Annotated in this window: 14 protein-coding genes; 5 read left to right on the plus strand and 9 right to left on the minus strand. The window is 65.1% G+C overall.

Translation table 11 applies throughout. The features are described 5' to 3' along the window. Positions 1 to 308 precede the first annotated feature (308 nt). Positions 309 to 596 (plus strand): hypothetical protein, encoded by a 288-nt coding sequence (locus Q1V43_RS01175; protein ID WP_300513085.1) that lies wholly within the window; start codon positions 309 to 311, stop codon positions 594 to 596. Between the two features lie 59 nt (positions 597 to 655). On the opposite strand, the gene ilvN is transcribed toward Q1V43_RS01175, so the two are convergent. The 6 genes from ilvN to Q1V43_RS01205 form a co-directional block, all read right to left on the minus strand. Beyond that, positions 656 to 1,228: an acetolactate synthase small subunit gene (gene ilvN, locus Q1V43_RS01180; RefSeq protein WP_300513087.1), complete on the minus strand. Its 573-nt coding sequence runs from the start codon at positions 1,226 to 1,228 to the stop codon at positions 656 to 658. Between the two features lie 13 nt (positions 1,229 to 1,241). Continuing rightward, positions 1,242 to 2,999, minus strand: coding sequence for an acetolactate synthase 3 large subunit (locus tag Q1V43_RS01185; protein ID WP_300513089.1), 1,758 nt, complete (start codon positions 2,997 to 2,999; stop codon positions 1,242 to 1,244). Positions 3,000 to 3,423: 424 nt separating this feature from the next. Further along, the gene (locus tag Q1V43_RS01190) at positions 3,424 to 4,251 is read right to left on the minus strand and encodes an arginyltransferase (RefSeq protein WP_300513091.1); all 828 of its coding nucleotides are present in this window, start codon (positions 4,249 to 4,251) and stop codon (positions 3,424 to 3,426) included. A 188-nt stretch (positions 4,252 to 4,439) separates the two neighbouring features. Next, positions 4,440 to 4,931 (minus strand): RDD family protein, encoded by a 492-nt coding sequence (locus tag Q1V43_RS01195; protein WP_300513093.1) that lies wholly within the window; start codon positions 4,929 to 4,931, stop codon positions 4,440 to 4,442. Between the two features lie 91 nt (positions 4,932 to 5,022). After that, the gene (locus Q1V43_RS01200; RefSeq protein WP_300513095.1) at positions 5,023 to 5,493 is read right to left on the minus strand and encodes a DUF2852 domain-containing protein; all 471 of its coding nucleotides are present in this window, start codon (positions 5,491 to 5,493) and stop codon (positions 5,023 to 5,025) included. 180 nt (positions 5,494 to 5,673) lie between these two features. Then, complete coding sequence (locus Q1V43_RS01205; RefSeq protein WP_300513097.1) at positions 5,674 to 6,207, minus strand: cytochrome b/b6 domain-containing protein; 534 nt, start codon at positions 6,205 to 6,207, stop codon at positions 5,674 to 5,676. A 101-nt stretch (positions 6,208 to 6,308) separates the two neighbouring features. Here Q1V43_RS01205 and Q1V43_RS01210 point away from each other — a divergent pair, with 101 nt between their 5' ends. Further along, positions 6,309 to 6,764: a MarR family transcriptional regulator gene (locus tag Q1V43_RS01210; protein WP_300513099.1), complete on the plus strand. Its 456-nt coding sequence runs from the start codon at positions 6,309 to 6,311 to the stop codon at positions 6,762 to 6,764. Here the strand turns inward: Q1V43_RS01210 and Q1V43_RS01215 are convergent. Further along, the gene (locus tag Q1V43_RS01215) at positions 6,740 to 7,210 is read right to left on the minus strand and encodes a YbaK/EbsC family protein (protein ID WP_300513101.1); all 471 of its coding nucleotides are present in this window, start codon (positions 7,208 to 7,210) and stop codon (positions 6,740 to 6,742) included. The two genes, Q1V43_RS01210 and Q1V43_RS01215, sit on opposite strands and share 25 nt — an antisense overlap. Before the next feature lie 69 nt (positions 7,211 to 7,279). Between Q1V43_RS01215 and Q1V43_RS01220 the strand changes: the two genes are divergently transcribed. Genes Q1V43_RS01220 through Q1V43_RS01230 form a run of 3 tightly spaced genes read left to right on the plus strand, consistent with a single transcriptional unit; the run spans position 7,280 to position 10,827 of the window. Beyond that, positions 7,280 to 7,654: a nuclear transport factor 2 family protein gene (locus Q1V43_RS01220; protein ID WP_300513103.1), complete on the plus strand. Its 375-nt coding sequence runs from the start codon at positions 7,280 to 7,282 to the stop codon at positions 7,652 to 7,654. A 51-nt stretch (positions 7,655 to 7,705) separates the two neighbouring features. Next, positions 7,706 to 10,489 carry a glutamine-synthetase adenylyltransferase gene (locus tag Q1V43_RS01225; protein WP_300513105.1) on the plus strand — a complete coding sequence of 928 codons (2,784 nt, stop codon included), beginning with the start codon at positions 7,706 to 7,708 and terminating at the stop codon, positions 10,487 to 10,489. Positions 10,490 to 10,530: 41 nt separating this feature from the next. After that, positions 10,531 to 10,827, plus strand: coding sequence for a hypothetical protein (locus Q1V43_RS01230; RefSeq protein WP_300513107.1), 297 nt, complete (start codon positions 10,531 to 10,533; stop codon positions 10,825 to 10,827). Positions 10,828 to 10,984: 157 nt separating this feature from the next. On the opposite strand, the gene Q1V43_RS01235 is transcribed toward Q1V43_RS01230, so the two are convergent. After that, positions 10,985 to 12,208, minus strand: a complete 1,224-nt coding sequence (locus Q1V43_RS01235; RefSeq protein WP_300513109.1) for an MFS transporter — start codon at positions 12,206 to 12,208, stop codon at positions 10,985 to 10,987. A gap of 197 nt (positions 12,209 to 12,405) precedes the next feature. Beyond that, on the minus strand, positions 12,406 to 13,269 hold the full coding sequence (gene cobA / locus Q1V43_RS01240) for a uroporphyrinogen-III C-methyltransferase (RefSeq protein ID WP_300513111.1): 864 nt from the start codon (positions 13,267 to 13,269) through the stop codon (positions 12,406 to 12,408). Positions 13,270 to 13,272 lie beyond the last annotated feature (3 nt).

The raw sequence follows: 13,272 nt of genomic DNA on the forward strand, positions 1-13,272 counted from the left end.
CCGACGCGGACAGGGCCGCAGGCAAAAACACGGGCGGTACCAAATGACGAGCCTTGTCAGCGAAACTGGGGCGCCCTCGGGTGCCCCTTTTCTTTTTCCCCACGAATCAATCCGCCGGCGGATGCCTGCAATTCAGTACCAGTCGCAATGACTTAGCCAGATTTTTAGGCGAACCTGACCGAACTGACGCTGATTGGCGTCAACTCTCCGTTCGGATAGGTCAACAAGCAGCACCGGGCAGGTCATTTTGCCTTTGGTTGTATTGGTGCACTCGACTACACTCCAAGCCAGAACAAAGGAGCAGTGACGTGATCGGAATCGTTCTGTGGTACAACACCGACAAGCAGGTTGGTCTGGTGTGGTGCGAAGATCAGGGCCCTCTGGCCTATATCGGACCCGAGATCGCGGTCCCGAACAAGGCCCGCCCGCTGGGCTGCGGCGACCAGATTTCCTTCCTGCATGAAGTACGCGACAGGGTGCGCTACGTGACCTCGATCGAACGGGTCGAGACCGGAAGCACGGCGGCAGATCCGCAATCGGTTCTGGCAGCCTATCACGAGAATGCAGGCGGCAAGGGGTTGCGCGTCGTGGCCTGAAATGAAACCGCCCCCCGTACCGAAGCAGGGGGGCGGTCGGATTTCAGCCGGATACCGGTTCAGGGCAGTTGCACGTCCCCGCGCGACAGGGCCGCCACGCCGGTCCGGGCCAGCGAGACCAGACCCAGGGGCCGCATCAGCTCGGCAAAGGCGTCGATTTTTTCCGGCGTGCCGGTGATCTCGAAGATGAAGCTGTTCAGCGTCGAATCCACCACATTGGCCCGGAAGATATCGGCCAGACGCAGCGCCTCGACGCGCTTCTCGCCCTCTCCCGCCACCTTGAACAGCGCCAGTTCACGTTCGACCGAGGTGCCCTCGACCGTCAGGTCATGCACTTCGTGCACCGGCACGATCCGGCCCAGCTGCGCCTTGATCTGTTCGATCACCGCAGGCGTGCCGGTGGTCACGATGGTGATGCGGCTCCGGTGCCCGGTGTGGTCGATCTCGGCCACGGTGAGGCTGTCGATATTGTAACCCCGGCCGGAAAACAGCCCGATCACGCGGGCCAGAACCCCCGCCTCGTTGTCGACGACAACCGCCAGCGTGTGGCTTTCGATCACATCCGTGTTCGGATCCCGCAGGTCATAGGCGGATTTGCGCGAGGCGCCTTTCTTCAGTCGTAGTGCAGACATCTCTCAGCCCTCCTTACACAAGTTTCGAACCTTCGGCGTCAATGACGCCGCGGGTGTCCACATCCGGGCCCATGATCATGTCGTCATGCGCCTTGCCCGAGGGGATCATCGGGAAGCAGTTGGCGTGTTTCTCCACCAGAACGTCCAGGATGAACGGCCCGTCATAGTCCAGCATTTCCTGGATCGCATCGTCCAGCTCGGCCGGGTCCGAGACCACGCGGCCCTTGCAGCCGAAGGCCTCGGCCAGTTTCACGAAGTCCGGCAGGCTTTCGCTCCACGAATGCGAGTATCGCTCGCCGTGCAAGAGCTCCTGCCACTGGCGCACCATGCCCAGGCGTTCGTTGTTCAGGATGAACTGCTTGACCGGCAGGCGGTACTGCACCGCCGTGCCCATTTCCTGCATGTTCATCAGCCACGAGGCATCCCCCGCCACGTTGATGACGCAGGCGTCGGGGTGAGCCATCTGGATCCCGACCGAGGCCGGCAGGCCGTAACCCATCGTGCCCAGACCGCCCGAAGTCATCCAGCGGTTCGGATCCTCGAAGCCCAGGAACTGCGCCGCCCACATCTGGTGCTGGCCCACTTCGGTCGCGACATAGCGGTCCTTGTCCTTGGTCAGCGCCTCCAGCCGTTCCAGCGCGTATTGCGGCTGGATCACGTCATCGGTGTTGCGATAGTAGAGGCATTCCTTGGCGCGCCAACCGTCGATCTGCTCCCACCATTTGGCCAGGGCCTCGGTATTGGTCTTGCGGCCACGCGATTTCCAGATGCGCAGCAGGTCTTCCAGAATATGGCCCACGTCGCCGACGATCGGCAGGTCGACATGGACGATCTTGTTGATCGAGCTCACATCGATGTCGATTTGCACCTTTTTCGACCCCGGGCTGAACGCATCGATGCGCCCGGTGATCCGGTCGTCGAAACGGGCGCCGATACAGATCATCAGGTCGCAGCCATGCATTGCCTTGTTGGCCTCGTAAAGCCCGTGCATGCCCAGCATGCCGACCCATTCCTTGCCGGAGGCCGGGTAGGCGCCCAGACCCATCAGGGTCGAGGTGATCGGGAAGCCGGTGGCGCCGACCAGTTCGCGCAAAAGCTGGCTGGCCGCCTGACCCGAGTTGATCACGCCGCCGCCGGTGTAGAAGACCGGGCGTTCGGCGGTTTCGATCATCTCGACCAGTTCGGTGATCGCCGCAACATCGCCCTTCATCTTCGGCTGGTAATGCGAGGTGTCGATCTTGCCCGGCGGCGTGTAGGTGCCACCCGCGAACTGCACGTCCTTGGGAATGTCGACCAGGGTCGGACCGGGACGGCCCGTGGTGGCGATATGGAACGCCTCGTGAATGGTCGCGGCCAGCGCGTCGGTATCTTTCACCAGCCAGTTGTGCTTGGTGCAGGGGCGGGTGATGCCGACCGTGTCGGCCTCCTGGAACCCGTCGGTGCCGATCATGAAGGTGGGCACCTGGCCTGACAGCACCACCAGCGGGATCGAGTCCAGCAGCGCATCGGTCAGCCCGGTGACTGCATTGGTCGCCCCGGGGCCCGACGTCACCAGCACGACGCCCGGCTTGCCGGTCGACCGTGCATAGCCTTCGGCGGCATGCACCGCGCCCTGTTCGTGGCGCACCAGCACGTGGCGGATGTCGTTCTGCTGGAAAATCTCGTCATAGATCGGTAGGACCGCGCCCCCCGGATAGCCGAATACCGTGTCCACACCCTGATCCTTCAGGGCCTGAACCACCATTTTCGCTCCGGTCATCTGACGTGTCATCTTCTGTCTCCGTTCCACGTGCATCGTTCGTCCAAAAAAAAGCCCCCGAGTTTCGGGGGCGCAGGGGGTATCCAACAGGATGTCGTTACCGACCCATGCGCCAATCGTCCACTACTACGAGAATGCTCTGCATCCCTGGGGCTCCTTTACTTCGTGGGCGGGACATTATGAGCGGGGGCAGGGGCCGTCAACGTCAAAATGCAACTGCAGCATATGTTTTTCGTGAAGAAAATGTCGCAGGGGGTCGATTTTTGTAATCTTGTTGCGCAAGAGCCGGGGTTGTTCGGAATTTTTGGAAAATCCGGTTCGTTTTCCGTCGCGGACAACAAGACCGTCCGGCAGGGCCCATGCCACGGCGCGAAGGCGACCCATCGGGTCGCTGCTCTGCGGGGAATGGCGGTCGTCGGATCCCGGCGGGGACGGCTCAGCTCGCCGTATCGGGCAGGGTGATCCGCGCCACCTGTTCGGCGATCGGATCGGTGGACAGCGGATGGGTTTCCGGGCTGAAATCCTCGTTCCTGTTCAGCGGTTGCCAGACCCCGCCGCGATAGATTTCCAGCGCCGAGAAGCGGGATTTGTAATCCATCTTGGGCGAGCCCGGCACCCAGTAGCCCAGGTAGACATAGGGCAGGCCGGCCTCCTGCGCGAGCCGGATGTGATCGAGGATCACATAGGTGCCCAGCGAGTCCGCCTGGCGTTCCGGCGCATAGAAACTGTAGACCATGCTGAGCCCGTCCTCGAGCACATCGGTCAGGCAGACCGCGGCCAGCTCTGCGCGCCCGTGCCCCGCTTGCGGGGGCTCGGAATATTCGATCACGCGGGTGCGGATCGGCGTTTCCTCGATCATTGCCGAGAACTCGAACACATCCATGTCCGCCATGCCGCCATCGGAATGGCGCGTGTCCAGGTAGGTGCGGAACAGGTCGAACTGTTCCTCCGTGGCCCAGGGCGCGCGGGTGCGCCGGACCAGTTCCTCGTTGCGCTTCAGCGCGCGGCGCTGGCTTTTGGTCGTTCTGAAATCCGCGACCCGGATGCGCGCCGACAGGCAGGCCGAACACTCGGCGCAACTGGGCCGGTAAAGCACATTCTGCGAGCGGCGGAACCCCTGTTTGGACAGCGTGTCGTTCAGCGTGTGCGCATGGTCCCCCTGCAGGGCGGTGAACAGCTTGCGCTCCATCCGCCCCTCAAGGTAGGGGCAGGGTTGCGGTGCCGTCACGTAGAACTGCGGGGCAAGAGGAAGGCTGTGGCGCATGAAGGGTCCGGGGTCATCCTGATCCCCCTCAGGTTAACAAGCGATAAACCATCCGCCAAGGGCCTGTTGGCGAAAGGGTAAACGGGCCGGGGAACCGGACCGCGTTGGGGCGACGGACGGCAACCCCCTCCGTCGCGCCACCGTCCTGCGATCAGTCCGGGAAAAAAGCACCCCGTTCTGGCCCCCGTTCAGGCTGAGGCGCGGTTCACCATCGCGGTGCCCAGCACCATGTCATGCAGGCCCTGACCGCGCGGGGTGGTCAGCATCAGGATGATTGACACGAGCTGCAGCAAGACCATCGAGAAGGCGATGGAATAGCCCAGCGTGTGCAGCGTGGCCGTGGCCAGCCCCGGGCGGGTGCCGCGATGGGTGCGCAGCTCGATCGCCACAAGGCGCATGCCGATGGTCGCGCCGGAGTTGGTGATCGTGATCACCCGATAGGCAAAGCCGATTACCATGAACAGGAAGGCCACAAAGAACAGGCCGATGCCGACGGTGAACACCACCGCCAGGAAGGTCAGGGCAAAGACGATGACGGTATCGATCAACCAGGCCAGCGCCCGTTTCAGGGGCACGTCCTCGTAGAACTCCGCCTGGTACTGTGGATCCGGCAGGCCCCAGAGAGCTTCCCTGTGGGTCGCCCCGCGGGCGTCGCGGTCAGGGTCATGGTTGCTGTGCATGGTGTTCATTGTGTGGTTCGGTCCGGGAAATGGCAACAAGGGAAAACGGCCCCCGGGACGAGGGGGCCGTCAAGGAGGGCAGGGGGCGGGATCAGGCCTTCAGCTCGACCTCGTCCGCGTCGTCTCCTTCATCCTCCTCGTCATCGGTCGCACGGGCAGCCGTGGCGCGTTCGTCCATGAACTCGTCGAACTCCGACTTGTCCTTGGCGGCGCGTAGCCGTTCGAGGAAGGCTTCGAACTGCTCCTGCTCGTCCATCAGGCGTTTCAGCGTCTCGGCCTTGTAGGCGTCGAAGGCGGTATTGCCCGAGCTGCGGAACCCGTGGCGGCGGCCCATGCGGGCGGCCTCGTGGCCATGGCGGTGGGAACGGCAGGATTTCGAGAACATGCGATTGCTCCAGATCATGTAGGCAAGAAGGGCAAGGCCGATCGGCCAGAAGAGGATGAAGCCGAGAACCATGGCGGCGATCCAGGCGCCCTTGCCACGGTCGTCCAGCCATGCCTCGGCCCGCGAGAACCAACCGCCGGAACGGGGGGAGGTTTCGGTATAGGCAACGGTGCTCATGGTATTCTCCGGTCTGGTGTGTCTGTTTCAATGTGAATGCGCTTCACATTACAGCAGATGGGGATTGGTGGCCGTGGTACAAGAGGTGATGTGAATGTTTTTTACATTACTTGCGTAAGAGTCTGTACCTAATAGAAAAACGCCCAGATGGATCGGGGCGTTTTTTTTGATCTTCGGTGGTCAGGCTCCGCGGTTTCCGAACCACATGCGCCGGATCAACCCGTCGCGCAGGGCGATCTGGTGATAGGCCCAGCCGGCCACATGGGCCAGGATCAGAAGCCCGAGCAGGGTCGAGGCGGCGCCATGCACCCGGCGCGAGGCATAGGTGTCGAAATCCGCGGGCATGGGGGTGTCGGCGCCGAAGAACACGATCTCACCCAGCCCCGACATCTGCGACAGGGTCACACCGCTGCCCACCATGACGAAGATCAGAAGATAAAGCCCCCAATGCGCGGCCTGTCCGGCGAGGTTCAGACCTGGCGAGCCGGTATCCGCATGGGGCGGTTTGGCGGTGGTCAGCCGGGTGATCAGGCGCAGCACGACCAAAAGCCCCAGGGTCAGGCCGATCGACATATGGGCGCGAAAGCTGAACATCTTGGCCGGGTCGCTGTTTTCGACCGGGGCCAGAATGAAATTGCCAGCCAGCAGGGCGACAATGATCAGCACGGCCATCAGCCAGTGCAGGGTAACAAGAAGGGGATGATAGCGGGTCATGGCGGGGCTCCTTGCTGCGGCCGTAATACTTGCATCTGCAACTGTAGTAAATTGCACCAGCAATAGTTGCAAGCGCAAATATCGCGTGATAAAGCTGCGTCATGAGCAACACGCCTTCCCTGGCCGAACAGGCCTTCCTGACCCGCACCACCAGCTGCGGCTGGATGATCCAGCAGCTTTCGTCCCGATATTACGAGGTCGCCCGGCGTCAGTTCGACCCGCTCGGCCTGAAGCTGGAGCAATTCATCCTGATGATGGCGATTGCCGAGGCCGAAAACCAGACCCAGACGGAGCTGGGTCAGCGCGTGCGTATTGCCAACTATGCGGTGACTCGTGCGCTGGACGGGCTGGAGGAACTCGGGCTGGTCGAACGGCGCGCCGATGCGGCGTCACGCAGATCGCGGCGCATATTCCTGACCGACCGGGGCAGGGCGCTGGCGCCGCGTCTGTTCGACGCGGTCCAAGCGGTCAATGACGAGGTTCTGGCCCCGCTGCCGCCAGAGGACCGTGACGCCTTCGCCCGGGTGCTTTCTCAGCTGGTGAACTCGGCGAGCTGAGCGCCGGACAGGCGGTGGATTTCGCCGGGGCTCAGCGCAAAGACATGGCGTGGCGTTCCTGCGGCGGCCCAGACCATGGCGAACTCCATCAGGCGCGGGTCCATGAAGGCGCGGATCGGGCTGGTGTGGCCGATCGGCGCGACCCCGCCGATGGCAAACCCGGTCTGCGCCCGGATCAGCTTGCCATCCGCCTTGCCCAGCGCCTCGCCGGCCACATGGCTGGCCTTCGCGCCATCGACCCTGTTGCCGCCCGCGGTCAGGAACAGCACCACGCGCCCGTCCGCCTCGCCCCTGAAGATGATCGACTTGACGATCTGGTCGATCTCGCACCCCGCCGCCTGCGCCGCATCTGCGGCCGTGCGCGTTCCCTCGGCCATCTCCAGGATCTCCACCGGCTCGCCCGCCGCTTCCAGGGCCGCGCGCACGCGCTTCAGGGATTTGCTCATCTTGTCGTTCCGTAACGTCTTGGGTCGAAGGCACTTTACGCATGTGCCCGCCCGGTGCAAGCTTGTCCCATGGCTGATCTGACTTTCTTCACCGCGCTGGAAACCCGGGTCTGGGAGGCGCTGGTGGCGGGCGATGCCACCGCCGATCGCGCCCTGCTGGCGCCGGACTTTCTGGGCGTCTATTCCACCGGCTTCGCCAAACGCGCGGACCATGCCGATCAACTGGCGGGCGGTCCCACGGTGATACGTTTCCTGCTCTCCGAAGCCCGGCTGATCGAGCTTGGTCCAGGCCGCGTCCTGCTGGCCTACCGCGCCGATTACCTGCGCAAGGGGGCGCATGCGGCGGAGGCGATGTATGTCTCGTCGATCTGGGAGGAACGCGACGGCCAATGGCTGAATACGTTCAGCCAGGACAGCTCCACCGAAGCCGCTGCGCCGGTCTGACCGACCATTTCGCCGCTTGACCCCCATGCCGCGCCGCCGCATCTTCGCGACATGAATTTCGCCAGCCGCATCACCCGCACGCCGATCCCCTTCGACACCGATCAGGGCGCTGACATCGCCGCCGCCTTTGCGGACCTGCCGCCCGAGCTGGTCGCGGTTCTTGAAGGCACCGCCGGCTGCAGCCCCTATCTGAAGGGGCTGATGGAACAGGAACCGGACTGGCTGCGCGAGGCGCTTTCCGGCACCCCCGAAGACGCGTTCAAATCCGCCATGCGGGTCGAGGGCGACACCGACAGCGCCCTGCGGACCTCGCTGCGCATCGCCAAGCGCCGGATCGCGTTGCTCACCGGCCTGGCCGATGTGGCCGGGGTCTGGGGGCTGGAGCAGGTAACAGGCGCGCTGACCGATTTCGCGGACCACGCCACCGACACCGCGATGAAATTCCAGGTCGGGCAGGAAATCCGCCGCAAGAAACTGCCCGGCGCCACCGTAGACGATATTGCGACAGCGGGCGGCATGGTTGCGCTGGCCATGGGTAAGATGGGCGGGCATGAGCTCAACTACAGCTCCGACATCGACCTGATCATGCTGTTCGACGACAGCCGGTTTTCCGATGACGATTACCACGAGGCCCGCGCCAGCCACATCCGCGCGACCCGGCGCATGTCGGCGATGCTGTCCGAACTGACCGCCGACGGCTACGTGTTTCGCACCGACCTGCGCCTGCGCCCCGACCCCGCCGTGACCCCGGTCTGCGTGGCCATGGAAGCGGCCGAGCGCTATTACGAAAGCCTGGGCCGCACCTGGGAACGTGCCGCCCATATCAAGGCGCGCCCCTGCGGCGGCGACATCGCGGCAGGCGAGGCCTATCTGAAACGCCTCAGCCCCTTCATCTGGCGCAAGCATCTCGACTTTGCCGCGATCCAGGACGCCCATGACATCCGCCTGCGCATCCGCAGCCACAAGGGGCTGCATGGCGACATTACCCTGCCCGGCCATGACATGAAGCTCGGCCGCGGCGGCATTCGCGAGATCGAGTTCTTCACCCAGACCCGCCAGATCATCGCGGGCGGGCGCGACCCGGAGCTCAGATCGAACCAGACCGTGCCCGGGCTGGCCACGCTGGCCGCCAAGGGCTGGGTGCCCGAACAGGCCGCCGAGGTGCTGATCCGCCATTACCGGTTCCACCGCGAAGTCGAACACCGGGTGCAGCAGTTCCGGGACGCCCAGACCCACAAGCTGCCCACCACGGACGACGAGTTCCGCCGTCTGGCCTGCATGATGGCCGAAGGTGATCCCGAAACGTTGAAAACCCGCATCCACAGCGCGCTGTCGGAGGTTCATGACGTGACCGAAGGCTTCTTCGCGCCGGATGCCTCGACAAAACAGGCCCCCAGCCTCGGCGAAGATGCCGAAGAGGTCATTACCCGCTGGAAAAGCTACCCGGCGCTGCGCTCGGCCCGGGCTGTCGAGATCTTCGACCGTCTGAAACCCGAGCTCCTGACCCGCCTCTCCGAGGCCGCGCGGCCCCATGATGCGCTGATCCAGTTTGACGGGTTTCTCAAGGGGCTGCCGGCGGGGGTGCAGCTGTTTTCGCTGTTCGACGCCAACCCGCAGCTTGTCGACCTGATCGTCGACATTGCCGCCACGGCCCCGGCGCTGGCCACCTATCTGGGCCGCAACTCGCAGGTGCTGGACGCGGTGATCGGCGGTGGGTTCTTCGCCGACTGGCCCGGCGAGGCGGCGCTTGAGGCCGAACTGACCCACCGGCTGGAGGCTGCCGGCGATTACGAGGCGCAGCTCGACACCGCGCGGCGCTGGATGAAGGAATGGCACTTCCGCGTTGGCGTGCATTTCCTGCGCGGGCTGACCCATGCGCGCGAAGCCTCGGCACAATATTCAGACCTTGCCCGCGCGGTGGTGGCCGCGCTGTGGCCCTGCGTTGCGGTGAATTTCGCCCGCAAACACGGGCCGCAGCCCGGGCGTGGCGCGGCGGTTCTGGGCATGGGGTCGATGGGGGCGGGGACACTGTCGGCGACCTCGGACCTCGACCTCATCGTGGTTTACGACCCGGATGGCCAGGACATGTCCGATGGCCGCCGCCCGCTGGCGACACGGCCCTATTACGCCCGTCTGACCCAGGCCTTCGTCACCGCGCTGACCGCGCCGATGTCCGAGGGCAGGCTCTACGAGGTCGACATGCGCCTGCGCCCCTCGGGCCGGCAGGGACCGGTGGCGACCTCGATCGACAGTTTCACCGCCTATCAGCGTGACGAGGCCTGGACCTGGGAACACCTCGCGCTCACCCGCGCGCGCGCCGTGGCGGGCAACCCGGAGCTGGGCGCGGAACTGGAAACCTTCCGCCTCGACCTCTTGTCGCGGCCCCGTGACGCCGCCAAGGTGGTTCAGGACGTCATCGACATGCGCGCGCGCATTGCCGGGGCAAAGGGGGCAGGGGGCGCCCTGGAGGCAAAGCTCGGCCCCGGCCACCTTCAGGATGTCGAACTGGTGGCCCAGGCGGCCGCGCTGCTGGCCCCCGAAACCCCGCGCCTGCCGGCCGATCAGATTGCCCAGGGTGTCGCAATTGGCTGGTTCGACGCCGCAGAAGCCGAAGCCCTTGCCGCCTCACATGATCTGATGTGGCGCATGCAGGCCACGGCCAAGCTCCTGACCGACGGGCCGCTCGACCTGGAGCAAGTCGGGCGTGGCGGGCTGGAGCTGGTGCTGCGCGAAACCGGCGTTGACGGCGAGGCGGCCCTGGTCGCGGAAATCCAGGCCCGCGGGCGCGCGGCCGAAGCGGCGATCGAGGCGGTGCTGGCCCGCCCGCCGGTCTGAACGGGCGGCCCGAAGGGGCCGGTGAAAAAGGGAGGAGCGCCATGGCGCGCGGCGTGGGAACACCGGAAGGGATCGACCGTTTCGATCCGCGCGGGCTGATCCGTGAAAGCTACAACATTGCCGGGATCCACCCGGGCGAATGCCGGTCGATCTTTCTCGACTGGGCGCTGTTCGACGAGGTGACGTTCTCTCAGAAGGAACGGCTCCAGGCGCTCCTGGACCATTACGGCCCGCTGCACCCCGACCACCCGATGACCGACCTGCTGCGCGAAGGGCTGGCCGAACAGGACATCCCGCGCAAACGCCGCGGCGGACGGGCAGGGCGCACTGGGGTCTGAACTCGGGCAGACAGCCCGCCACATCGCGCCTGTTCCGCCGGATGGACCGGGGCGAGCCTGTCGCAACACCTTTTTATCTTGCCGGAAATATCCTCGCCGAAGGCAAGAAAACGCCGCGCAGCGGCTCCCGCGCCCGACGGGGCGCGCGCAGGTCCGCTCAGAACGCCTCCTTCGGGCGCAGCATCAGCCAGATCAGCGCAGCTCCCGCCAGTGCCAGGAAGGGGATCATCGCCAGGTTCACCGCGTTCCAGCCTTCCACCGCATTGCCGCCCGAACAGTTCATCAGCCCGCCCGATGCCAGCGAGGCCACGGTCACGCAGCCAAAGACGATCATGTCGTTGAGCCCCTGGACCCGCCCGCGCTCTTCCGGGCTGTGGGCCGAGGCCAGCATCGTGGTCGCGCCGATGAAACCGAAGTTCCAGCCCAGCCCCAGCAGGATCAGCGCGACGAAGAAATTCCCAAGCTCCACCCCCTGCAGCGCCACCACTCCCGCGGCGGCCAGGATCGACAGGCCGGTGGCGACGATCGCCCGGGTTCCGAACCGCGCGATCAGGTGTCCGGTAAAGAAGCTGGGGGCGAACATCGCCAGCACATGGGCGGTGACGATATTGCCCGCCATGTCCTGTTCATAGCCGCAGCCCACCACCGCCAGCGGGGTCGAGGTCATGACCAGGTTCATCAGCGCGTAGGAGACCATGGCGCAGATGATCGCCACCGCGATCACCGGATCGCGCAGCATCTCCCTGCGCGTGCGTCCCCGGGGCGCGTCGGGTTCCGGCGCGGCGGGTTTGGGGATGTCCAGAAACAGAAACAGGGCCGAGCCCGCCACATTGATCACGATCACCGTCAGATAGGCGCCCAGAAAGGGCACGACGGTGGCCTCGTTCGTGGCGTTGACCAGTTGCGGGCCGATCACCGCCGAGGCCAGCCCCCCCGCCATCACATAGGAGATCGCCTTGGGGCGGAACGCCGGGCTGGCCGTATCCGCCGCGGCGAACCGGTAGAAGCCCTGCGCCGACATGTAGATCCCGGTCAGGAACGAGCCGATCAGGAACAGCGTGAAATTCGACTGCATCAGCGCGTAGGCGCAGATCATCGCGCCCAGCGTCCCGCCCCCGGTGCCGACAAAGAACCCGACCCGCCGGCCGAACCGCTGCATTACCGCGCTCATCGGCGTGGCCCAGATCATCGACCCCATCACGATCATCGAGATCGGCAGGGTCGCGAAACAGACATTTGACGCCAGCGACTGCCCCGCCAGCCCGCCGATGGTAAAGATCATCGGCATCTGGCTGCCCAGGATCGCCTGGGCCAAAACCAGAATGGTCACGTTGCGCCAGGCCTTCTGGCCGACAGCGGGGGGCATGGTAATATCGCTCATGCTGAATGCGTATAGCGGGGCGGGGCGATTTGAAAGGGGCAAATTCCCGCGCGAACGGGTCGGAAACCGAGCGTGAAGGACCGGTCTCATCATCCGGTGGCGTCGTTCACGCTGATCCGGTCACAGGTCGTCAGGATTTCGCGCCACCTGATACCCGTTTCCCGCGCGAACGGATCGGGGTTTTCGGAAATTCCGGGCTACCTCTCCTCGGCAGGCCGCCCGCGCCCCAGCGGATCGGGATTGCGCGGCACTTCGCCTGCCGCCATCGATTGCCAGTCCAGCGCCTGGCGCAGAAGCGCCGCGCGGCCCACGCAGATCATCGCCGGAGGCTGCATGCCCGAGGCTTCCACGTCGGCGACGCAAGCCCCCAGGCTTGTCTCCAGCACCTCCTGGTCCGGCCCGGTCGCGTTGGTGACAAGCGCCACCGGTTCATCGGCGCTGCGACCGGCCGCCATCAGAGCGGCAGAAATCCTGTCGAGGTGCTTCATGCCCATGTAGATCACGATCACCTGGCTGCCCTTCGCGATCGCCTCCCAGTCGACCGGCGGGGTCTCGCCGCGCTGGTCATGGCCGGTGACGAAGGTCACGGCCTGGTTGACGTCGCGGTGGGTGACGGGAATGCCCGCATAGGCCAGCCCGCCGATCCCGGCCGAAATGCCGGGAATGATGCGAATCGGAACGCCATGCTGGACCAGCGTCTGGCCTTCCTCGCCGCCGCGCCCGAACACGAACGGGTCGCCGCCCTTCAGCCGCAGCACACGTTTGCCCTCGCGCGCCAGATCCACCAGTTTCAGCGAGATATCCTTCTGCCGGGCCGAGGGCTTGCCGCCGCGCTTGCCCGCATGAATGAGCCGCGCCCCGGGGTTGGCCATCGCCAGAATGCCCCCGGACACCAGCGCGTCGTGCACGACCACATCGGCCTGGGCCATCGCGTTCAGCGCATGCAGCGTCAGAAGGCCGGGATCGCCCGGGCCGGCGCCGCAGAACCAGACCCAGCCGGGTTGCATTTCGGGCCAGTCGCCCTCGGGAAATTTCGGCAGAGAAGTCGGTGTCCTGGTCATCTG

Source organism: Aliiroseovarius sp., from assembly GCF_030148435.1.
Taxonomy (GTDB): Bacteria; Pseudomonadota; Alphaproteobacteria; order Rhodobacterales; family Rhodobacteraceae; genus JASBTN01.